Raw genomic sequence first — 20,036 nt, 5'->3', positions numbered from 1 at the left:
CAGTGAATAGGCGTTGCGAAAGTCGGGACTACGAAGCTGGGATTACTGAGCGCTCCCGCCCTTGACCCATGAGGGACTTCGCCTACATCGCATCTGCCATGTATATTGAAACGGAAGCCACTCCGAATCCCGCCACGCTCAAGTTCCTGCCCGGCCGCCAGGTCATGAGCAGCGGCACGCGTGAATTCACCTCACCCGAAGCGGCGGAAGCGTCGCCGCTTGCGGAGGCGCTGTTTGACCTCGGCGAAGTGACGGGCGTCTTTTTCGGGCAAGATTTCGTGGCCGTTACTGCCGCGCCTGGTGCTGATTGGCCCTCGCTCAAGCCGCAGGTTGTATCAATACTCCTCGACCACTTCGTATCGGACGCTCCCCTGTTCGCCGGTGGCGGAGCAACAGGCATCACGGTTCCCGCAGAGGAAGAAGACCTGTTCGAAGGGCAGGCAGACGATCCCGCAGATGCCGATATCGTGGCCCAGATCAAGGACTTGCTCGAAACCCGGATCCGTCCCGCCGTTGCCAATGATGGAGGGGACATCGTCTACCGCGGGTTCCGCGAAGGCGTTGTGTTTCTCACGATGCAGGGCGCTTGCTCGGGCTGCCCCTCCTCCTCGGCGACTCTCAAGCATGGCATTGAGGGCTTGCTGAAGCACTACGTTCCCGAAGTGACCGAAGTGCGCGCCGCCTGAACGGACGGAGGCTGCGGCTCGCGAATGCGTACGCTGGTGATCGATACGGCAACCGAGGCCTGCTCGGTTGCGCTCTTCGCCGATGGCGCTTGCATCGGCGGCGACTGGCGGATGCTCGGGCGCGGGCATGCAGAAAACCTGGTTCCGATGATTGCCGCCTTGCCCGATCGAGGTCGCGCGCAGCGGATCGCGGTCTCGATGGGACCGGGCAGTTTCACCGGAGTCCGCGTCGGCATAGCCACAGCGCGCGCCCTGGCCTTCGCCTGGAGCGCTGAAACCGTCGGCTATCCTACGCTGGCGCTGGTCGCGGCGATCACCCGTGAGCAGGAGGGCGCCGCACCTGTAGCAGTTGCCATGACGGGAGGGCATGGGGAGTGGTTCGTATCGCGCTTCAGCGCCCATGGCACGAATGCCTCCCCTCCAGCTTCGTTGATACCCGGAGAAGCCGCAGCGACGTGTCCTGAGGAACTGGTGGCAGGCAACCAAGCTGCTGCGCTGGTAGCCGCACGCGGCTTCGGGCGCGCGGTGGAGGTTTGGCCGGACGCGCGAAGCTTTTCACTACTCCCGACGAGCGAGTTACAGCCTGACCCGAGTCCTCTTTATGGCCGTCCGCCAGATGCGAAGGTGGCCGCCACGTGAGCCGCGGCGATCACGTTGACCGGATCATGGCCGTTATGGAAGTGGCTTTTGATCCAGCCTACGGCGAGGCGTGGAACCGCAGGCAGGTCGAGGATGCGCTGATGCTCGGCAACTGCCATGCGCAGGTGGTGAACTCGCAAGGGCAACCAGCGGCGGACGACGAAGCGGCTGCAGGATTCTCGCTCTCACGTACAGGCTTTGAAGAAGAGGAGCTGCTGCTGTTTGCAGTTGTTCCGGAGTATCGAGGCATGGGTATTGGCCGATCCATTCTCGACGCAACGATTACTAGCGCTAGATCGCGTGGAGCCAAGAGACTTTTACTCGAAATGCGCCGCGGAAATCCGGCAGAGCGCCTGTACCGCACCTTCGGGTTTTCACCCATTGGCGAGCGAAAGGCTTACTACCGAAATGCGCTTGGATCGCGTATTGATGCGATCACATTCGCTTACGAATTTCCGCAGACACTTTGATCCCGCTTACTGATTTGGGGTTACAAGCGCGGCCATTTTGACACTTTATTACAGAATAAAACTTGTCTCACTGGAACAATTCGTTCAGAGGATCATTCCACAGGCGCATGTGCTTGCTCCTCCCCAAGGAATATGGTCGCACTTTAGAGGTTAAATGATGCAAAACATCGAAACCGACATGAACGAAACGCTTATCACGCTCACATCGGATATCGTTGCCGCTCATGTCAGCAACAACAACGTACCGCTTGAAGATCTGCCGTCACTCATCACCAACGTTTACGGAGCCTTGGCAGGCCTCGGCGGAAGTGAACCGGTGCCGGAAGAGAAGCCGGAGCCTGCAGTTTCAATCCGCGCTTCGATCAAGCCCGACTACATTGTATGTCTTGAGGACGGCAAAAAGCTCAAGATGCTGAAGCGCCACCTCATGACGCACTATAACATGACTCCGGACGAGTATCGGCAGCGCTGGAATCTTCCCGCGGACTACCCGATGGTCGCTCCCAACTATGCCGAAAAGCGTCGTGAGCTCGCCAAGAAGATCGGACTCGGCCGTAAGCCGAACGCCCGTCGCGGGCGCCGCGCCAAGACAGCTGCCGCGTAAGGCGCTCGGACAGTTGTGATCAGGGCGGCGCCACCCCAGGGCAGCGCCGCCGCATCGCGTTTGGAGATGACGTGCCTCAGTCTATCGACATTGAAGCTTTGTGCGCCCAGCGCGGCTTGCGCATAACCGAACAGCGCCGCGTCATAGCTCGCGTGCTTTCCGATAGCACCGATCACCCGGACGTGGAAAAGCTGCACGAGCGGGCTACGCAGATCGATCCGGGTATTTCTATTGCCACGGTCTATCGCACGGTCCGATTGTTCGAAGAGGCCGGCATTCTTGACCGGCATGACTTTGGTGACGGTCGCGCCCGATACGAAGCCGCGCCTGAAGCGCACCACGACCACATGATCGATGTGGAGACCGGAAACGTGATCGAATTCGTCGATCCGGAACTGGAATCGTTGCAGCGCCAGATCGCAGAACGGCTCGGCTTTCGTCTGGTCGATCACCGCATGGAACTGTTCGGTGTGAAGCTGACTCGCGAGAGCGGCGAGCGCTGAGTGGCTGCGCCCACCGCCGGCCGCATCGGCCCGGTGGGCTGGCTGCGGATCGTCTTCCGCTCTCTCGGAGGCTTCGCACTACTGCTAACCTGCCTCCTGCTTTACCCCCTCGGCGCTGCGTGGCCCGGCCGCCGCAATCCTGTGCCGCGGATGTTCCTCTCTGGAATGCTTCGAGTCGTAGGTGGAAGGCTCACTGTCGTCGGCGAGTGCATTACAGCGCCAAGCATCCTGCTGGCGAACCATGTAAGTTGGCTGGACATTCTGGCGCTGGCCAGAGCATCGGGCACTGCCTTCGTCGCCCACGATGGTCTTGCGGGACACCCAGTTGCGCGATTTCTGTGCCACCTGAATCGCACGGTCTTCATCGCCCGCCACGACCGTGGCACCATTCCCACGCAGATCGCGCAAGTTCAGGCCGGCCTTTGCGAAAGCGGCGTGCTTACGCTCTTTCCTGAAGGGACGACCGGCGACGGGCTTCACCTCATGCCGTTCAAATCCTCTCTCCTTGCTGCGATTGAGCTCAGCGAGGAGAACATCGCCATCCGGCCCGTTTGGGTTGATTATGGCCCACAAGCGGCCAAAATCGCCTGGTTTGGAGAAGAGTCCGGCCTCGCCAATGCGAAGCGCATCCTGGCTCAGGCGAATCCAGTCACCATCACGGTTCACCTGCTTCCACCCATCGCTGCGGCCCAGCGGCAGAACCGCAAGACAATTGCCGCGGCGGCGCTTGGTGCAATTGCGAAGCGAAGCGATCAGCGGGTGGCGTTGTAGGCGATTTGCTGATCGTTGAGCTGGAAACCTACCAGCACTTCAAACGAGGCGCGCGCCACCGCTGCGCGAACTTCGGGGTCAGCCAAGGGATCCAGTGCTGCGTCAGTGTCTCCCGGCTTGCGCTTGCGAGTGATACGCTCACGGATCTCCGCCGGGAGAGTGGCCGCCGCGCGATCTATGTACGCGGAACCGCTACCGTGAGCCTGCGCCCGGGCCTCGCCCGGAGCGAAGTTCAGCGTCACCGAGCCGATGCGCTTGCTCGTTACCGTTGTGCCACCTTGAAGGACGCTGACAAAGTAAGGCACCGTCACCTGACGCGCGCCCGTGGTATCGCTGCGCCGACCATAGACATCGAAGCTAACCGTGGCGATCACCTTGTCGCCCTGTTGCTCATTGCACTGTGCGCGCACGTTCGTCATCGCCGCCACGACGTCGATATTCTCGGCAGTCGTGTCTCCGGCCGTACGGAACAACGTCACGTCGCCAGTAAAGTCGGGGATGCCCACGGCGGGACACTGCGAACGGACCGCGGTGATGCCGACACCCTGGTCGACCACAATCTCGCCCCTTTTCGCGCAACCGCCGAGCAGGGCCAGCGTCGCGGCGGCGCAAAGGGCGGAGGCAGGCAGGCGGCGTGCAATCATCGAAGCATCCTTGGCTGGCATGCGCTTGCCCTAGCGAGACGCGCAGCAAAGCGCTAGAGGCGCTATCATGAACGCGTCCTTTCCCAGCCCGCGCCCCCCTCTCCACCTGCTCATTGCCGCGCCGCGCGGTTTCTGCGCCGGAGTCGATCGCGCGATCGAAATCGTGGAGCGGGCGCTCGATCGATATGGCCCTCCCGTCTACGTGAGGCACGAGATCGTCCACAACAAGTTCGTTGTCGACAGTCTGAAGGGCAAAGGAGCCATTTTCGTCGAGGAACTGGACGATGTGCCAGATGGCATGCCAGTTATCTTCAGCGCGCACGGCGTACCGAAGTCAGTTCCCGCCGAGGCAAGCGCGCGCGGCCTCGATTGGCTCGACGCCACTTGCCCGCTGGTCAGCAAAGTCCACCGTCAGGCCGAACGGCAGATGGAAGCGGGCCGGCACATCCTCTTCATTGGGCACGCTGGCCATCCTGAGGTGATCGGCACCTTCGGCCAAGTGCCGGAGGGCTCGATGACGCTCATCGAAACGGTCGAGGACGTGGCCCGGCTATCTCTTCCTGCCGATACGGAACTCTCTTATCTCACGCAGACGACGCTGTCGGTGGACGATACGGCGGCCGTCATCGCAGCAATCACTGCGCAATTTCCGCAGGTCGTCGCTCCCAAGGCCGAAGACATCTGCTACGCCACATCGAACCGGCAGGCTGCGGTGAAGGAAATCGCGCCCAAAAGCGATCTGGTGATCGTGATTGGGGCGCCCAACAGTTCCAACTCGCTGCGCCTCGTGGAAGTTGCCGAACGGTGCGGAACCGTTGCGCACATGATCCAGCGAGCAACCGACATCGATCCTGCCTGGCTGGATGGCGTATCAAAATTGGGCATCACTGCGGGCGCTTCCGCTCCCGAGGCGCTGGTGGACGAGGTTTTATCGCGCCTTCGTGAGCTGCGCGAGGTCACAATCGAGGAAGTCGTGACCGCACGCGAACGGATGGTCTTCAAGCTCCCCCGCCAGCTCGCGGACTGAGAGCAGGAACGATGGCAGTCTACACGCGACTAGGCGCTGAAGAACTCGCGCGGATCGTCGAGGTATACGAGGTCGGCACTCTGGTTTCAGCCAAGGGTATTGCTGAGGGCGTTTCCAACAGCAACTGGCTGATCGAGACGCAGTCGGAAGCGGGCAGTACGCGGCGTTTCATTCTGACGATGTACGAAACGCGCGTAGAGATCGGCGACCTCCCCTTCTTCCTCGATCTGCTGGACCACCTCGCCGCGCGCAATTGCCCCGTCCCTCGTACCATTCACGACCGCGACGGCGCATCATACCGGCTGCACGACGGCAAGGCGCTTGCCCTAATCGAGTTTCTCCCCGGCGTTTCCGTCAGCGAGCCGACAGCCTCGCAGGCACGGGCAGTGGGCGCAGCGCTGGCGCAAGTCCATCTCGCGGCGCGTGACTTCGGGGGAAGCCGCCGCAACGGCATGGGCCTTCAGGCTTGGGCAGAATTGCTCGGCGCCTGCGGCCCGGACGGTCTCGCGGCTATCGACCCGGGCCTTCCCGAACTGGTGGAGCATGAACTGAGGGCAGTCTCGGCAGGTTGGCCGGCGCACTTGCCCCAGTCGGTCATTCATGCCGACCTGTTTCCCGATAACGTCCTGATGCTGGGCGATCGCGTCACCGGCTTGATCGATTTCTACTTCGCATGCGTAGACACCACCGCCTACGACGTGGCGGTAACCCACGCAGCCTGGTGCTTCAGCCCCGACGGCACACGCTTCATGCCCGAGCTTTCCGCCGCGCTCCTGGCGGGGTACGCAGCCGTCAGACCACTTTCGGAGGACGAGCGGGACGCCCTGCCCTTGCTGGCGCGTGCCGCCTCCCTGCGATTCCTGGCGACCCGCGCTTACGACCGGGCCAACACGCCAGCAGACGCCTTGGTAACACCGAAGGATCCCATGGCCTTTGCGCGCAGGCTTGCCTTCTATCGCGAGCCCTGCAATGCGGCGGTGTTCAGTACTTCTGAGACAGCGGGCCAAGATTGAAGAAGATCGAAATCTTTACGGACGGTGCCTGCAAGGGCAACCCCGGCCCCGGCGGCTGGGGCGCGATCCTGCGCATGGGTCGCCACGAGAAGGAGATGTCCGGCTCCGATCCACAGACGACCAACAATCGCATGGAGATGACCGCCGTGATCCGCGCGCTTAACGCGCTGACGGAGCCATGCGAAGTCACGATCTGCACGGACAGCCGCTACGTCATCGACGGCATGACCAAATGGATACAAGGCTGGCAGAAGAAGGGCTGGATCAACGCCAGCAAGCAGCCGGTTCGCAACGCTGACTTGTGGCACGACATGATCGAGGCTTGCCACCGCCACACGATCTCCTGGCAGTGGGTTCGCGGTCACGATGGACACGTGGAGAACGAGCGGGCCGACAAGTTGGCCAGCGACGCCGCCTTGATGGCCGGCAGCAAAACCTGACCGGCCGCGGCCGGTAACCTTAGCCATGCTTTTAGATATCCCCGGCCTCCGTGGCTCCTTCCTCGCTGAAGCGCGCGCGCTGATAAGGCCCGGCCCGCGCATGGTCGACGAACTGGCCTGCGTCGCTTCGGTGATGCTCGCCATCGCTTTCGCGCACATGATCGGCGCGACGATGGTGGCCTGGGCTGCGTTCTCGGCCTTCGTGCTGATGAAGGGAGACTGGCGCGAAACCATGTTGCGCGGCGTGCTGCGGATCACCGGCACCACGCTCGGCGCCGGGCTTGCCCTTGCCCTCGTCCCGCTCGCCTCACGCTCCCTCCCCTTGGCGATGTTGGTCGCGGCCCTGTTCGGCGGCATCGGTCTTTACGGCATGCTCACCGCTAGGCGCGCCTATGCTTGGCTGCTTTTTGGCCTGACCTTCGAGATGGTCCTGCTCGACAAGCTTGAACATCCGTGGCTGGATACGTTCGATTTTGCCCGAACCCGTCTGCTGGAGGTCGCCGCCGGCACTGTCGCCTGTGTGCTGGTGAGCGTGGTCGTGGGGCTTCTGACGCGCCGCACCGCGGTCGCCGCGCCGCTCGCGACGGCTCCTCGGATTCACTGGGACCCAGCCGCCGCCCGACACGTCGCGCAAGCGGCTGTCGCGTTGGCGCTCTTGCCACTGCTGCATCGCTTCGCCGGCATTCCCGAGCTGGCGCAAGCCGGGGTCACCGTCCTGGCTGCAATGATTGTGCCGGTGGCAAGCATCGGCGCGAGCGGTCTGGCCCCGGTCAGCCGGCGCCTGCTCCATCGCGTGATCGGCTGCCTGAGCGGCGGAGCGGTCGCACTGCTGATCCTGCTGCTGGCGCATCAATCGACAGCCGTTCTCATCGCGGGCACGTGCCTTGGTATCGTTATCGGTCGCCACATCGAGAACGCAAGCGGGCGCGCATCTTACATCGGCCTTCAGTTCACCCTGGCTATTCTCGTGGTCCTGGTGCCAGACAGCTATGCGCAAGTGGAGATCAGGCCGGGCGTGCAACGCCTCGTCAGCATCCTTGTCGGCATGGCACTTCTCCAGCCGGTATTGCTCGTCTGGCATGCGCTTGCCCCGCGGCGTTCGGCTCAAAGCGCCTAGCGTCCGCCGAGAGCACCCTGCCGCTAGAAGCGGTTGGCTAAATAGGGCTCGGGGTCGACCTCGTACGCGCTTTCCCCAAGCAGCAGCGAAGCCGCCAGCTTTGCCGCCGCAGGAGCGGTCTGGATACCAAAGCCGCCTTGCCCGGCGAACCAGAAGAACCCCGGCACATCTTCATCGAAGCCATAGACGGGCAGTCGGTCAGGCGCGAAGCTGCGCAGACCCGCCCAACGGTGCTCCACCTGCTCCACGCGCCAGTCCACCACTCGTTCCAGTCGTGCAATGGCGATCGCCACGTCCAGTTCGTCCGGGGCGGCGTCGCATGGTGCGCTGGGCGTCTCATCATGTGGGCTCAGCCAGAGACGCCCCGTCTCCGGCTTGAAATAGAACTGGCCCGCGACATCGAGGACCAGGGGCAAATCCGCCGGGACGGAAGGCGCGACTCGCAGTTGCGCGATCGTTCGCCGCAGTGGCGCGACACCGCGCGGCGTGGCGCCTGCCATCTGTGCCACCGGATCGGCCCAGGCGCCCGCAGCATCGACGAGTATATCGCAGCGCACCTCGCGCCCGTCCTGCAGTGCCAGTCGCCAGCCCGAGCCAACCCGCTCCGCGCGCACCAGCCGCGCACGGCTCCAAAGCTGGGCATTGTCAGCGCGCAGCTGCCCCAGATAGTGCTGGTGAAGCCGCGCAACGTCGATGTCGCAGCAGCTTGGCTCAAGCGCACCGTGAGTCCAGGCTGGCCGCAACCCCGCGACGCGCTGCTCCAGCTCACCACGATCCAGGAGCCGCACGTCGATCCCCAACGAGGCGTACGTCTGCGCGAATGCCTCGACCTTATCGGCCTGTTCCCCTGTGCCAATCGTCAGCGCCTGACGCGGCGTCAGGACGCCCAGAGCCTGCAGCAAGGGCCCGGACGCGCTTGTGAGCGGTTGCACGCCGGGGCCGCCATAGCTTTCGGTCCAGAAAGCCGCGGACCGGCCGGTCGTATGATAGCCTGGGCTGTCCTCCGCCTCGAGCACCACCACATTCGCGCGCGCGGCGAGTTCGGCGCCCAGGGAAGCACCGGCCATCCCGGCGCCGATGATGGCGATGTCGAAGCGCGCGTCATCCATCGTCAGGCGCTCGGCAGGACGCGTTGAAGAAAGCGGGAGATGGCGCCCAGCGCCCGCTCCCGAACAGCAGGCACCTCTCGCAAGATCTCGTGCCGTGCCTCGGACCCGAAAGTAACAAGCTCACAGCGCGGCAGCCGCGCCGCCGCGCGTTGGATCGCTCGCCACGACACCAGCCGGTCTGCCTCGGTAGCCAGGATCAGCACCGGAACCTGTATGCGTTCGAGAATGTCGCGCCGCTCCAGTGTGCGGATTGAAGTGATCGCCGCTACGACCCAGCCCCAGCTCGGCGGGCCCATCAGCAAGTCAGGCCGCTGCTCGTACCACCAGGTCTCGTCAGCATAGGTGGCTTCGTCATGAGTCAGCAGCTGCATTCTTGCGCTGGCGACCGCCAGAGGCAGTTCCCGAGCCTTCCAGGCAGGACGTCGCCGGTCCCCCAACCCGGCGATGACGCGGGCAAGCAGATGCAGCAGCCCACTGGGCACCCATCCGGGGTTGAGGCCGAGCATGGGCGCGACAAGCACCAGCGCATCGGGCGCGACCCTGCCTTCTGCCACCGCACGAAGCGCATTGTGACCGCCCATTGAATGCCCCACGAAGACATGAGGCCCGCGCACGCTAACGCGCCACATATCCCAAAACGCACCCAAGTCCGCGATCCAGCACGAAAAATCGTCGATGTGGCCGGTCGCGTTATCTGTGCCGAATCGACCAGACATCCCCTGGCCTCTCCAGTCGATAGCGGTGACATGCCAGCCTTCGGCATGCCAATCGCTCAACGCGTGAAGATACTTTTCATAGCAGTCTCCCCGGCCGGGTGCGAACAGCAGCGCTCCGCGCGACTTCTCCGTTTGGGGCCAGTCGATGCGCCGAATGAGCTGCCCGTCGGGGGCGCGCCAGGTCTGCTCCCGCGCAAGCACAGGTATGGCACGGCCGTTAAACGCAGATGAGGCGTCGGCTTCGCTCATTGCGCGCAAGCGCGCTCCCAGGTCTTGGTTACTGTTCGGTAAGTCATGTTCGCTAAAGCGGTCCCCCGACAGGGGGAACCTTTCCGTGATGCTGGCCGGCCTGATTTCGTACGCACTGCTGGCTGCCTTGGCAACCGCGCTGCTAGTCGCGGCAGTTACAGACCTGCGGCGCCGTGAGATCGATAACTGGCTCAACGCGGCCATTGCCCTTGCTGCGCCGCTGTACTGGCTGGCAGTGGGCCTCGATTGGGTCGCGGTGCTGTTCCAGCTCGGCCTCGCCCTCCTGACTTTTGCCATCGCTTGTGCGCTGTTCGCGATGCGGCAGATGGGCGGCGGAGACGTGAAGTTGCTCAGTGCGCTCGCCCTCTGGTTCGTCCCGCATAGTTTCCTGCAGGTCATCGTTATCATGGGCCTGACCGGCGGAGCCGCATCGGTTGCGATGGCGGTCTTCAACATGAAACGCAAACCCGCAGAGGGGCTGCGCAACGGCCTTTCCACCTTCGCGGCAACTCTTTGGGTGATGGGGGCGTGCACCCTGGCCTACCCCGCCGTGACCGGACGTCCGCTGATCGATGCCGACGCCTTATTCGCGGCACTTGCCGTCCTGCCAAAGGGATGGCCGCTCGCGCTAATAGGAGCGCTCATGCTCGCTCTTTTTCTCGCCGGCATGTCTCACATCTTCCGGCGCCAGCGCGGCGCGATTCCCATTCCGTACGGAGTCGCGATTTCCGCTGCGAGCCTCTGCGTCCTCGCGCAGGACGTCGTCTCAGCGCCGCTCTCCGGTCTGCTGCAGGGATAAGATTCTGAGTGAACCTGATCTTTACCAATTTGGCTCAGTTTGTTCTCACAAAATCGCGGTTCTGTAGGGGGCTGGAAAGCCATGGATAAGAAGAAGCTGCTGCTGCTTGTGGCAGCATTGCTGATAGCGGTGACTACGGCATTCGCAGCACGTTCCGTGCTCGCGGGGGGCGCTGCCGCTCCTGCCGCGCAGGCCGCGCCCGTGGTGCCTACGGGCCCCAAAGTGCTTGTGGCACAGCGCGCGCTGCCCACCGGCACGATCATCACTGCCGATTCGGTATCTTTCCAGGACTGGCCTCAAGAGCTGGTGAAGGACGCCTACTTCATCGATGGTACGGCCGACATCACCAAGCTGCTGGGTACGGTCGTTCGCTTCCCCGTCACTGCAGGGCAGCCGTTGACCCAGGGTGCCCTCGTCGCTCCCGGCGACCGCGGCTTCCTGGCCGCCGCGCTCGGACCAGGAATGCGCGCCATGACCATCCCGGTTTCCGACAAGACCGGGGTTGGCGGCTTTGTGTTCCCGGGCGACCGAGTCGATCTCGTGCTTACGCAAGGTGTGCCAACCGCAGGCGAGCAGGAACTCAAGACCTCCGAAACGATCCTGCGCAACTTGCGCGTTTTGGCAACGGACCAGTCGGCCACCACCGCGACTGAGGAGGGCAAAAGTGTGGTCCGCACCTTCAGCACCGTAACCCTGGAAGTGACGCCGCGCGTCGCGGAGAAGATCTCCGTGGCCCAGACCCTTGGCGAACTGAGCATGATCCTGCGTCCCCTCGCCGACAACCAGGCCGAATTCGAGCGCGTGCTCGCGAACGGTGAAGTCAAAGTGCCCGAGGGCGCCAGCCGTGAGCAGGAGGAGAGGCTCATGCGCGAGGCGATGAACAGGCCCATCGAAGGTAGCACCACTTTCGTGACCGGCGGCGATGTCTCGCGCTTCCAGCCTTCCCGCTACGTGCCACGCTCTACGACGCCCGAACCGCAGACGATGGCGGCCGCTCCGGTCACAGCCGGCGTTCCAGCAGCAGGCCCCACGGGACCGATAGTGCGCGTCACCAGAGGCAAGACGACCACCGCAGAACCCGCGGCGAAGAACTGATGTGTCGGCTCGAAGACCCCCGTCCCGGCACAAACAAAGGGATTACCATGATGTTCCGTGACATCCGGACAGGGCTGCTTGCGGCTTGCGCGGCCTTGCCTGCGACCTTTCTGCCGGCGGCTCCGGCGCTCGCCCAGTCTGTGATCCCGCCAACGCAAGACATCAGCTTGTCGATCGGCTCAGGCCAACTCGTCAGCACGCCTGGCCCCATGACCGACGTGTTTGTCTCCAACGAGGCGGTCGCGGACGTGCAGGTCAAGTCGCAGCGCCGGTTCTATGTCTTCGGCAAAAGCGGCGGAGTAGCCACCGTCTATGCCAACAACGCAAAGGGCGAAGTCATCTGGTCCGCCACCGTGCGCGTCGGCTCCAATCTCGGCAGCGTCGATGAAATGCTGCGGCTCGCAATGCCGGACGCACAGATCGGCGTGTCGACGATGGGTTCGAGCACATTCTTGCTCACAGGCACGGTCAAATCGCCGGAAGATGCCGCCGAGGCAGAGCGCCTGGTGCAGGCTTATGTCGGCGAAAATGCGAATGTGATCAGCCGGCTTCGCACAGCGACGCCTTTGCAAGTGAACTTGCAGGTGCGCTTCGCTGAAGTGAGCCGCTCGCTGGTGAAGCAGCTCAATTCGAACATCACAACCATGGATGGCACTGGGGGCTTCAAGTTCGGGCTTGGACAAGGCCGCACGCCAGCCACGAGGATGAACGGGGATCCGCGCGGTCCGCTCGGCATTGGCACCGACGAAGTTGCAAACGTGGTACGAAATCCCGTCACCGGCGCGGTGATCGGTACATTCCCGGGCACGAGCGTGACCCGTGCAGAAGGCACAACCACCATAGCTGGCATGGGCCGCTTGCTGGGCCTCAACATACTTGGAGCCCTCGATGCAGGCGAAACCGTCGGCCTCGTAACCACGCTGGCGCAGCCGAACCTCACGGCGCTCTCGGGTGAGACCGCGGACTTCCTCGCGGGCGGCGAGTACCCGATCCCGCTTGCGCAGGGTCTCGGCGCAACCACAATCGAGTTCAAGAAGTACGGCGTCAGTCTCAGCTATACCCCCACTGTTCTGTCCAATGGACGCATTTCGCTGCGAGTTCGGCCCGAAGTGTCGGAGCTGACGAGCCAAGGCTCGATCAGCTTCGGCGGCTTCAACGTCCCTGGGCTCAGCATTCGACGCACAGAGACCACGGTAGAGTTGGGCTCGGGTCAGAGCTTCATGATCGCGGGGCTGCTGAGCAACAGTTCGCAGAACACGATCCAGAAGCTGCCAGGAGCAGGCGATCTTCCAATCCTGGGCTCGCTGTTCCGTTCAACGAGCTACCGCCGTGGCGAGACCGAGCTGGTCATCGTGGTGACCCCTTACTTGGTCAACCCGATGGATGCGAGCCAGGTCGTACTGCCAACCGATGGCTTCCGCGCGCCCGATGATTTGCAGCGCATTCTGGGCAACATGGAAACGGACATTCGGTCCGGAGCTGCCCAGGGACGACCACAAGCAGCGCCAAATGCTACAACGGCTTCCGGCGTCGGCGCAGCCGATTTGGTCCCCGCCTCGCGCAAGGCCATGAAGTCGAGCAAACGCTCCGCCGACGCCGCTTCCGCCGCGCCTGGCTTTGCCACCACCTTCTGAGGAAAACGATGATGAAGCACGGCATCCTCACTCAGGCCGGGCGGGCCACTCGCCTGGCACTTTCTCTTGCGCTCGGCGTGACTCTGGCCGGCTGCGCAGGCGTCCCCACGAACCGGTCGATGGAATCGGTGCATCAGCCCGTGCTGGAGAAGGTGAACTACACCCTCGACCTGACGACAGGCAGCGAGGGGCTCTCCTTGGCAGAGCAGCAGCGCCTGGCCGGCTGGTTCGAGGCGCTGAACCTGCGTTACGGAGATCGCATCTCGGTTGTCGATCCCATGCAGAACTCCGCAACACGCGGAGCCATCGCAGCCACCGCGTCGCGCCACGGCATGACCATCGACGACGAGGTTCCCACCCTTGCAGGCTATGTCGAGGCCGGCACGATCCGGGTCGTTATCACTCGCAGCAAAGCGATTGTCCACGGCTGCCCGGACTGGTCCGCCCACTCGGATGCGAATCCGCAAAATGCGCTCTCCCGCAATTATGGCTGTGCCACAAACAGCAATATGGCGGCCATGATCGCTAATCCCGAGCACTTGCTCAGGGGCGACGGCTCACCGAGCGCTACGGTCGTGATGAGCTCAAACAAGGCGATCAGCAGCTATCGCAAGCAACAGCCAAGCGGCGCTGGCAGCCTCAAGCAGAGCTCTACGCAGGGGAACTGAGCCATGAACGCACCTTGGAAAACCGGAAGTCTTGGCAACCGCGATCCTTTCGCGGCCTACATGTGCGACGACGGCTCGCTCGACGTGCTGCGCCCGATCGCGATCGAACTCGGCTGGGCGCCCGAGAAATGCAACAAAGGCGGGCTTCGCAACGCCGTCCAGTCGCTTTCCATTTCGGCAAGCCCGAACATCCTGCTTGTGGATCTATCCGAGAGCGGAGATCCCTTGAATGACATCAACGGATTGGCTGAAGTGTGCGAGCCCGGCACCGTCGTGGTAGCGGTGGGACAGGTCAACGATGTCCGCCTTTACCGCGATCTGGTGGCCAGCGGCATTCACGACTATCTGCTCAAGCCTCTTTCGCCGGCTGCCTTGCGCGATGCGCTTGCGCAGGCGCAGGCCACATTTGCCGCACCGAAGGCAGGGGACGCAGCCGCGAGCAAGCGCCACATCTCGACGGCGGTGATCGGCACCCGCGGTGGTGTGGGTGCATCGACAGTCGCCACCTCGCTGGCATGGCTGTTCAGCTCTGATGAGAAGCTTCCCACTGCATTGCTCGATCTTGACCTCCACTTCGGCACCGGCGCGCTCAGCCTCGATCTGGAGCCGGGTCGCGGCCTGACTGACGCGATCGACAACCCTAGCCGCATCGATGGCCTCTTCATCGAACGAGCGATGATCCGCGCGAACGACAACTTGGCAATCCTTTCGGCTGAAGCGCCTATCAACATGCCTATTCTGACTGATGGCGGCGCCTTTCTGCAACTTGAAGAAGAGTTCCGCCAAGCATTCGAGATGACGGTGGTCGACTTGCCCCGCAACATGCTGGTCAACTTCCCGCAGTTGCTGGCCGACTTGAACGTCATCGTTCTAGTCGCCGAGATGACGCTGGCGTCTGCGCGCGACACCATCCGGCTTCTCTCGTGGTTGAAAGCCAATGCGTCGCATGCGAAGATCATCGTCGCTGCAAACAAAGTGCAGCCAACCTTTTCGGAAATCAGCAAGGCGGACTTCGAAGCTTCGATCGAGCGCAAGATCAACTTGTCGATCCCGTACGACGTCAAGGCCGCGAGCCACGCCGCAAAGCTGGGACAGACGTTTGCCGAGGCGAACCGCACGAGCAAGGCAAGCGCTGGGCTGCGCGAGCTTGCACAACTCGTTGTGGGGACCAGCGAAGCAGGCGAAATCGATGCGGGCGCAGGCAAGAGGGCGCTGCTGAGCAAGTTCGACTTCAAGACGATGCTGACGAAAAAAAGCAAGGCACCCGCCAACGGAAAAGAAAAGGCAGGACGCTAAGCCGCCCGCGCCCAAGTCGCCGCGCGCAATGAGCAGTTCGAAAAGCAGGACGAGGCTATGAACATTTTCCAGATCCTGCTTTTCGCTGCCGGCCTTACAGCTTCGCTTGGAGTAGTGTGGCTGGCGCTGGCTGGTCCTTCGCCGGCGAAGGAATCCGCTCGGCGACTAAGCCAGGTGCGCTATCGTCACTCCGAAAGTGCGGTGGACAAGGTCGAGGCGCAAATGCGCAAGGCCGTCGCGGCGCGGCGGCCGAGGGTGCACCAGATTGCCGGCTCTACCTCACGCATCGAAGCCTTGGCGCTCCGCTTGCATCGCACCGGCAAGGACTGGACGTTGCAGCAGTACTTTCTCGCGTCTTTCGCCATTTTCGGTGCGGTCGCAGCCTTCGTCCTGCTGAAGTCAGGAGCACCGTTGCTGGCGCTTGTGGTTGGCGTCCTCGCTGGAGCCGGCATTCCCCACATCGTGGTCAACCACCTCATCAAGCGGCGGACCAACGAGTTCATCGGGAAGTTTGCGGACGCCATCGACTTGCTGGTCCGTGGCTTGCGCTCGGGCCTGCCGGTGACGGAAACGCTTGGGATCGTTGCCAGCGAAATCCCCGGCGCTGTGGGGCAGGAGTTCAAGCTGATTACTGAGCGGATCAAGATCGGCAAGACCATGGAGGATTCGCTGCAGGATACCGCCGACCGCCTGAACCTGCCTGAATTCAGCTTCTTCTGCATCACCCTGGCGATTCAGCGCGAGACCGGCGGCAACTTGGCGGAAACCCTTGCGAACCTCTCCGACGTGCTGCGCAAGCGAGCGCAGATGAAGCTCAAGATACGCGCGATGAGTTCGGAATCAAAAGCCTCGGCTTACATCGTCGGATCGCTGCCCTTCATCGTCTTCGGCCTGATCTACTGGGTGAACTCGAGCTACATCGGCAAATTCTTTGAGGACGATCGTCTGATCGTGGCGGGAATGGGCGGCATGATATGGATGAGCATCGGCGCCTTTATCATGGCCAAGATGGTCAGCTTCGAGATCTGAGCGGGAAGACGGCATCATGTTGAACGAAACCGCTGGACCAACTCTGCTCGGCTTCGACGTCGTCTTCGTCGGCACGCTGCTGATCGCACTTGCCGCAGCCTCGGTGGTGCTGGCGATCTACGCCGCCATCACAGTACGCGATCCCATGTCAAAGCGAGTGAAGGCGCTGAATGCTCGCCGCGAGGAGCTCAAGGCCGGTATCGCTGTAACCCCCCGCAAACGCCAGAGCCTTATCCGGCGCAACCAAGCGACCGACAAGCTCACGCAGCTGATGGCCTCGTTCCAGATGCTGCAGGACAGCCAGGTCAAGGCCGTCCAGCAGAAGTTGGCTCAAGCGGGCGTGCGCAAGAAGGAGTACGCAGTCGCCGTCATCTTCGCCCGCCTCGTAATGCCGATTTTGCTTGGCGGGACAGCGGGTGCCCTGGTGTACTGGGTGGACTACTTTCCGGAGTGGAGCAGCATGAAGCGTTTCTTCGCTTTCGCGGCCGCAGTGGGTCTGGGCTACAAGGGACCGGATATCTTCCTGCAGAACATGATCACCAAGCGCACCGACGCTGTCCGCAAAGGGCTGCCCGACGCGCTCGATTTGCTCGTGATCTGCGCTGAGGCAGGCTTGACCGTCGATGCTGCCTTCGAGCGCGTGGCACGAGAGCTTGGCCGCGCCTACCCCGAACTTGGCGACGAGTTCTCTCTTACTTCGATCGAGCTGGCCTTCCTTACCGACCGTCGTTCCGCGTTCGAGAACCTGGCTTACCGCGTGAACCTGGACTCTGTACGCGGCGTCGTCACCACCATGATCCAGACGGAGCGCTATGGCACACCGCTCGCTTCGGCACTGCGCGTGCTCTCCGCCGAGTTCCGCAACGAGCGGATGATGCGCGCCGAGGAAAAGGCGGCGCGCTTGCCGGCGATCATGACGGTGCCGCTGATCCTGTTCATCCTGCCGGTGCTGTTCATCGTCATTCTCGGCCCTGCGGCCTGTGCGATCACCGATGCCTTCACCAGCGGCCCTGCCGCGAACTGAGGCAACGCCTGAGGCGCACCAGTCTGCTTTAGCGGCAGCCGCCCTCCTCAGTCGCGCTCCCCGAACAGGCGGCATGCCACTGCATCGAGGCGCGCCACGAGCGCATCGTTACGCGCCGAAGGCGCGGTAAAGACAGCACCATCCAGCGCGAAGTCGATCGGGCTCGGCTCGCGGGTCGGTGGCAGCATCGCGGCAAGCCTGCGCACCGCCTCTCGCGCCCGATCCACATTGGCGTGCATCACGTGGCGCACCTGCTCTGCGTCGACGCCCTCCTCACCTTCGCGCCAGGAGTCGTAATCGGTCACCATCGCCAGCAATGCATAAGGAAGTTCCGCCTCCCGCGCGAGCCGCGCCTCAGGCATGGCAGTCATGCCGATCACATCGCAATCCCAAGCGCGATACAGCCGGCTTTCGGCCCGCGTTGAGAACTGAGGACCATCGATGGCAACGTAACAGCCACCCTCGTGAACCCGCGCATCAGCCTCCTGAACTGCCCGGCTGACCTGCCCGGACAGCCGGGGGCAAACAGGGTCGGCAAGGCTGACATGCGCGACGAGCCCCGGCCCGAAGAAGCTTCCCTGGCGTCCGGCCGTGCGATCGATGAATTGGTCCACAGCAACGAACTCACCCGGCGCCATTGCTTCACGCAGCGATCCCACTGCGGAAAGCGCAAGCACGTCCGTCACGCCGCACCGCTTCAAAACATCGACGTTGGCCCGATAGTTGACGCTCGACGGCGGGATGGCATGCCCGGCGCCATGCCGCGCGATGAACGTGAAGCGAACTCCCTCCAGATGCCCCGTGACCACTGGCCCCGACGGAGCGCCGAACGGGCTTGAGACCGAAATCTCCTGCGCCTCATCCAGAGCGATTCCACCGGCAAGACCCGAGCCTCCGATGACCCCGATGTGCCAGCGTTCGGGTTTTTCAGCGCGCAAGGATGCCTGCCATGATGATGTCGATGGTGTGTTCGCGGTAGCGGTCACGCAGTTCTTCGGTCAGGGTGTCCTGATTGAAGCAGTACTTCATCACCAGCCGGGTCGAGAAAAAGCGGTCCACGGCGCCTGTGACCGTGAAGTAGAAAAGCTGCGGATCGATGCTGCGGAACACCCCCGCTCGCACGCCTTCGCCTATCAGGTGCTCGTAAGCACGATAGATCGGAGAAAGGTAGCAGTCGGCAATACGCCGCGCTTCTGCATCATCGCTTTCGCGGACCATCCGCATGGTCAGACGATTGAGATACGGCACTGCATAGAAGGTATCGATTACCTTCGAGATGTGTCGCCGCAGCTTTGCCTCGGGCTCCATGTCGTCCTTGGCCACAAGCGCATCGACGCTGCGGACGATCGCCTGCCAGTCCCGATCGAGCAGCGCCTTCAGCAATCCGGCCTTGTTGCCGAAGTAGTACTTCACCAGTGCCGAGTTCAGGCCCGAGCGCAGCGACAGTTCCGACAGCGAAATGTCGACGATGTCGCCATCGCGCATGATGGCGCCGGCGGTGTCGAGCAGATGGTCTCGCGCGCCGGGAGGCACGGCGAGCCCCACCCCCGGAACGCTGCGCTCACTCATCGCGGTGCTTACTTCGGACCCAAGCGAATGGCGCCGTCGAGACGTACGGACTCGCCATTGAGATAATCATGCTCGAGCATGAAGAGAGCGAGCTTGGCGTACTCCTCAGCCTTGCCGAGGCGCTTGGGAAACGGGACCATAGCGGCCAGCGAATCCTGTACCTGCTGAGGCATGCTGGCCATCATCGGCGTCTCAAAGATGCCCGGCAGAATCGTGTTCACGCGGATACCGTCGTTCATCAGATCGCGTGCGACGGGAAGTGTCATCGCCAGCACACCGCCCTTTGAAGCCGCATACGCCGCCTGCCCGATCTGCCCGTCCTGTGCAGCAACAGAGGCCGTGTTGACGATAGCGCCACGCGCGCCGGCCTCGTCGAGCGGATCGAGCGTGACCATCCCTGCGGCAGCCTTGGCGATGCAGCGGAAGGTGCCGACAAGGTTGATCGCGATGGCCTTCTCGAACAGGCCGAGATCGTGCGCCTTGGGCTGCCCGGTCTCACGGTTCTTGCCGACGGTCTTGGCGGCCGGAGCGATCCCCGCGCAATTTACCAGCACCCGCTCCTGACCATGCGCCGCACGCGCTTTGGCAAAGCCTGCGTCCACGCTGGCATCATCGGTCACGTTGACCTCGCAGAACACGCCGCCAATTTCCGCCGCAACAGCCTCACCCAGCTCCGCGTTCAGGTCGAAGATGGCGACTTTCACGCCTTTTGAGGCCAGCGCTCTGGCGGTTGCAGCGCCAAGGCCCGATGCTGCGCCCGTTACAACTGCGGAAACATTGCCACTCAGTTCCATCGACATACCCTTTGTCTACGGAGACATCTGAAACCCAGACACCTCAGCCCGATTTAAGTATGCGGTTAAATCGGCAACTCCGCAGGGTCAATGATCGTTGTCCCACGGCCCCGCTTGCCAGCATCCAGGATCGGGTATGC

The 20,036-nt window shown here is 62.9% G+C and carries 23 protein-coding genes; 17 read left to right on the top strand and 6 right to left on the bottom strand.

What is annotated here, in order from left to right; genetic code table 11:
• Nucleotides 1–98: 98 nt before the first annotated feature.
• The 6 genes from ABVV53_RS09240 (at nt 99) to ABVV53_RS09215 (ending at nt 3,673) form a co-directional block, all read left to right on the top strand.
• Nucleotides 99–686 carry a NifU family protein gene (locus ABVV53_RS09240; RefSeq protein ID WP_353984083.1) on the top strand — a complete coding sequence of 196 codons (588 nt, stop codon included), beginning with the start codon at nt 99–101 and terminating at the stop codon, nt 684–686.
• Nucleotides 687–710: 24 nt separating this feature from the next.
• Nucleotides 711–1,325 (top strand): tRNA (adenosine(37)-N6)-threonylcarbamoyltransferase complex dimerization subunit type 1 TsaB, encoded by a 615-nt coding sequence (tsaB, locus tag ABVV53_RS09235; protein WP_353984082.1) that lies wholly within the window; start codon nt 711–713, stop codon nt 1,323–1,325.
• Nucleotides 1,326–1,351: 26 nt separating this feature from the next.
• Nucleotides 1,352–1,795 carry a GNAT family N-acetyltransferase gene (locus tag ABVV53_RS09230; RefSeq protein WP_353984228.1) on the top strand — a complete coding sequence of 148 codons (444 nt, stop codon included), beginning with the start codon at nt 1,352–1,354 and terminating at the stop codon, nt 1,793–1,795.
• 157 nt (nt 1,796–1,952) lie between these two features.
• Nucleotides 1,953–2,399 carry a Ros/MucR family transcriptional regulator gene (locus ABVV53_RS09225; protein ID WP_353984227.1) on the top strand — a complete coding sequence of 149 codons (447 nt, stop codon included), beginning with the start codon at nt 1,953–1,955 and terminating at the stop codon, nt 2,397–2,399.
• Between the two features lie 71 nt (nt 2,400–2,470).
• Nucleotides 2,471–2,902, top strand: a complete 432-nt coding sequence (locus ABVV53_RS09220; RefSeq protein WP_353984081.1) for a Fur family transcriptional regulator — start codon at nt 2,471–2,473, stop codon at nt 2,900–2,902.
• Complete coding sequence (locus ABVV53_RS09215; RefSeq protein ID WP_353984080.1) at nt 2,903–3,673, top strand: lysophospholipid acyltransferase family protein; 771 nt, start codon at nt 2,903–2,905, stop codon at nt 3,671–3,673. It abuts the gene before it with no gap.
• On the opposite strand, the gene ABVV53_RS09210 is transcribed toward ABVV53_RS09215, so the two are convergent.
• Nucleotides 3,655–4,317 carry a hypothetical protein gene (locus ABVV53_RS09210; RefSeq protein WP_353984079.1) on the bottom strand — a complete coding sequence of 221 codons (663 nt, stop codon included), beginning with the start codon at nt 4,315–4,317 and terminating at the stop codon, nt 3,655–3,657. The two genes, ABVV53_RS09215 and ABVV53_RS09210, sit on opposite strands and share 19 nt — an antisense overlap.
• Nucleotides 4,318–4,384: 67 nt before the next feature.
• Between ABVV53_RS09210 and ispH the strand changes: the two genes are divergently transcribed.
• The 4 genes from ispH (at nt 4,385) to ABVV53_RS09190 (ending at nt 7,914) form a co-directional block, all read left to right on the top strand.
• Nucleotides 4,385–5,344, top strand: coding sequence for a 4-hydroxy-3-methylbut-2-enyl diphosphate reductase (gene ispH, locus ABVV53_RS09205; protein WP_353984078.1), 960 nt, complete (start codon nt 4,385–4,387; stop codon nt 5,342–5,344).
• A gap of 11 nt (nt 5,345–5,355) precedes the next feature.
• Nucleotides 5,356–6,357 (top strand): homoserine kinase, encoded by a 1,002-nt coding sequence (thrB, locus tag ABVV53_RS09200; RefSeq protein ID WP_353984077.1) that lies wholly within the window; start codon nt 5,356–5,358, stop codon nt 6,355–6,357.
• A complete protein-coding gene (gene rnhA, locus ABVV53_RS09195) occupies nt 6,354–6,797 on the top strand; it encodes a ribonuclease HI (RefSeq protein WP_353984076.1) in 444 nt (147 codons plus the stop codon). Before thrB ends, rnhA begins: the two co-directional genes overlap by 4 nt.
• Before the next feature lie 100 nt (nt 6,798–6,897).
• The gene (locus ABVV53_RS09190; protein ID WP_353984075.1) at nt 6,898–7,914 is read left to right on the top strand and encodes an FUSC family protein; all 1,017 of its coding nucleotides are present in this window, start codon (nt 6,898–6,900) and stop codon (nt 7,912–7,914) included.
• 23 nt (nt 7,915–7,937) lie between these two features.
• Here the strand turns inward: ABVV53_RS09190 and ABVV53_RS09185 are convergent, their stop codons facing one another.
• Together ABVV53_RS09185 and ABVV53_RS09180 are read right to left on the bottom strand one after the other, a co-directional pair.
• On the bottom strand, nt 7,938–9,023 hold the full coding sequence (locus tag ABVV53_RS09185; protein ID WP_353984074.1) for an NAD(P)/FAD-dependent oxidoreductase: 1,086 nt from the start codon (nt 9,021–9,023) through the stop codon (nt 7,938–7,940).
• 2 nt (nt 9,024–9,025) lie between these two features.
• On the bottom strand, nt 9,026–9,988 hold the full coding sequence (locus ABVV53_RS09180) for an alpha/beta hydrolase (RefSeq protein ID WP_353984073.1): 963 nt from the start codon (nt 9,986–9,988) through the stop codon (nt 9,026–9,028).
• An 88-nt stretch (nt 9,989–10,076) separates the two neighbouring features.
• Here ABVV53_RS09180 and ABVV53_RS09175 point away from each other — a divergent pair, with 88 nt between their 5' ends.
• The 7 genes from ABVV53_RS09175 to ABVV53_RS09145 all read left to right on the top strand — a co-directional run bounded on the left by ABVV53_RS09175 (nt 10,077) and on the right by ABVV53_RS09145 (nt 17,533).
• The gene (locus tag ABVV53_RS09175) at nt 10,077–10,787 is read left to right on the top strand and encodes an A24 family peptidase (protein WP_353984226.1); all 711 of its coding nucleotides are present in this window, start codon (nt 10,077–10,079) and stop codon (nt 10,785–10,787) included.
• 81 nt (nt 10,788–10,868) lie between these two features.
• Nucleotides 10,869–11,882 (top strand): Flp pilus assembly protein CpaB, encoded by a 1,014-nt coding sequence (gene cpaB, locus ABVV53_RS09170; RefSeq protein ID WP_353984072.1) that lies wholly within the window; start codon nt 10,869–10,871, stop codon nt 11,880–11,882.
• A gap of 47 nt (nt 11,883–11,929) precedes the next feature.
• Entirely contained in the window at nt 11,930–13,516 is a 1,587-nt protein-coding gene (locus ABVV53_RS09165) for a type II and III secretion system protein family protein (RefSeq protein ID WP_353984071.1), read from the top strand.
• A gap of 11 nt (nt 13,517–13,527) precedes the next feature.
• Nucleotides 13,528–14,184 carry a CpaD family pilus assembly protein gene (locus ABVV53_RS09160; RefSeq protein WP_353984070.1) on the top strand — a complete coding sequence of 219 codons (657 nt, stop codon included), beginning with the start codon at nt 13,528–13,530 and terminating at the stop codon, nt 14,182–14,184.
• 3 nt (nt 14,185–14,187) lie between these two features.
• Entirely contained in the window at nt 14,188–15,480 is a 1,293-nt protein-coding gene (locus ABVV53_RS09155; RefSeq protein WP_353984069.1) for a pilus assembly protein CpaE, read from the top strand.
• Nucleotides 15,481–15,537: 57 nt separating this feature from the next.
• Nucleotides 15,538–16,509, top strand: a complete 972-nt coding sequence (locus ABVV53_RS09150; protein ID WP_353984068.1) for a type II secretion system F family protein — start codon at nt 15,538–15,540, stop codon at nt 16,507–16,509.
• A 16-nt stretch (nt 16,510–16,525) separates the two neighbouring features.
• The gene (locus ABVV53_RS09145; protein WP_353984067.1) at nt 16,526–17,533 is read left to right on the top strand and encodes a type II secretion system F family protein; all 1,008 of its coding nucleotides are present in this window, start codon (nt 16,526–16,528) and stop codon (nt 17,531–17,533) included.
• A 47-nt stretch (nt 17,534–17,580) separates the two neighbouring features.
• On the opposite strand, the gene mtnP is transcribed toward ABVV53_RS09145, so the two are convergent.
• From mtnP to ABVV53_RS09130, 3 genes are read right to left on the bottom strand one after another with little or no spacing between them, the layout of a single operon-like run.
• Nucleotides 17,581–18,471: an S-methyl-5'-thioadenosine phosphorylase gene (mtnP, locus tag ABVV53_RS09140; protein WP_353984066.1), complete on the bottom strand. Its 891-nt coding sequence runs from the start codon at nt 18,469–18,471 to the stop codon at nt 17,581–17,583.
• Nucleotides 18,461–19,102, bottom strand: coding sequence for a TetR family transcriptional regulator (locus ABVV53_RS09135; protein WP_353984065.1), 642 nt, complete (start codon nt 19,100–19,102; stop codon nt 18,461–18,463). Before ABVV53_RS09135 ends, mtnP begins: the two co-directional genes overlap by 11 nt.
• An 8-nt stretch (nt 19,103–19,110) precedes the next feature.
• A complete protein-coding gene (locus tag ABVV53_RS09130; RefSeq protein ID WP_353984064.1) occupies nt 19,111–19,896 on the bottom strand; it encodes an SDR family oxidoreductase in 786 nt (261 codons plus the stop codon).
• Between the last annotated feature and the right edge of the window lie 140 nt (nt 19,897–20,036).

The sequence above is a fragment of the Novosphingobium kalidii genome, from assembly GCF_040534015.1.
GTDB lineage: Bacteria > Pseudomonadota > Alphaproteobacteria > Sphingomonadales > Sphingomonadaceae > Novosphingobium > Novosphingobium kalidii.
This window is presented reverse-complemented; position numbering and strand designations above follow the sequence as displayed.

Bases quoted from the DNA above. Each gene is read 5' to 3' on its own strand.
- ABVV53_RS09155 (WP_353984069.1), top strand. From the start codon at position 14,188: ATGAACGCACCTTGGAAAACCGGAAGTCTTGGCAACCGCGATCCTTTC.
- ABVV53_RS09210 (WP_353984079.1), bottom strand. From the start codon at position 4,317: ATGATTGCACGCCGCCTGCCTGCCTCCGCCCTTTGCGCCGCCGCGACG.
- cpaB (WP_353984072.1), top strand. From the start codon at position 10,869: ATGGATAAGAAGAAGCTGCTGCTGCTTGTGGCAGCATTGCTGATAGCG.
- ABVV53_RS09175 (WP_353984226.1), top strand. From the start codon at position 10,077: ATGCTGGCCGGCCTGATTTCGTACGCACTGCTGGCTGCCTTGGCAACC.
- ABVV53_RS09150 (WP_353984068.1), top strand. From the start codon at position 15,538: ATGAACATTTTCCAGATCCTGCTTTTCGCTGCCGGCCTTACAGCTTCG.
- ABVV53_RS09240 (WP_353984083.1), top strand. From the start codon at position 99: ATGTATATTGAAACGGAAGCCACTCCGAATCCCGCCACGCTCAAGTTC.
- ABVV53_RS09130 (WP_353984064.1), bottom strand. From the start codon at position 19,896: ATGGAACTGAGTGGCAATGTTTCCGCAGTTGTAACGGGCGCAGCATCG.
- ABVV53_RS09135 (WP_353984065.1), bottom strand. From the start codon at position 19,102: ATGAGTGAGCGCAGCGTTCCGGGGGTGGGGCTCGCCGTGCCTCCCGGC.
- ABVV53_RS09160 (WP_353984070.1), top strand. From the start codon at position 13,528: ATGAAGCACGGCATCCTCACTCAGGCCGGGCGGGCCACTCGCCTGGCA.
- ABVV53_RS09165 (WP_353984071.1), top strand. From the start codon at position 11,930: ATGATGTTCCGTGACATCCGGACAGGGCTGCTTGCGGCTTGCGCGGCC.
- ABVV53_RS09145 (WP_353984067.1), top strand. From the start codon at position 16,526: ATGTTGAACGAAACCGCTGGACCAACTCTGCTCGGCTTCGACGTCGTC.
- tsaB (WP_353984082.1), top strand. From the start codon at position 711: ATGCGTACGCTGGTGATCGATACGGCAACCGAGGCCTGCTCGGTTGCG.
- ABVV53_RS09230 (WP_353984228.1), top strand. From the start codon at position 1,352: ATGGCCGTTATGGAAGTGGCTTTTGATCCAGCCTACGGCGAGGCGTGG.
- thrB (WP_353984077.1), top strand. From the start codon at position 5,356: ATGGCAGTCTACACGCGACTAGGCGCTGAAGAACTCGCGCGGATCGTC.
- ABVV53_RS09180 (WP_353984073.1), bottom strand. From the start codon at position 9,988: ATGAGCGAAGCCGACGCCTCATCTGCGTTTAACGGCCGTGCCATACCT.
- ABVV53_RS09190 (WP_353984075.1), top strand. From the start codon at position 6,898: ATGGTCGACGAACTGGCCTGCGTCGCTTCGGTGATGCTCGCCATCGCT.
- ABVV53_RS09185 (WP_353984074.1), bottom strand. From the start codon at position 9,023: ATGGATGACGCGCGCTTCGACATCGCCATCATCGGCGCCGGGATGGCC.
- ABVV53_RS09225 (WP_353984227.1), top strand. From the start codon at position 1,953: ATGCAAAACATCGAAACCGACATGAACGAAACGCTTATCACGCTCACA.
- ispH (WP_353984078.1), top strand. From the start codon at position 4,385: ATGAACGCGTCCTTTCCCAGCCCGCGCCCCCCTCTCCACCTGCTCATT.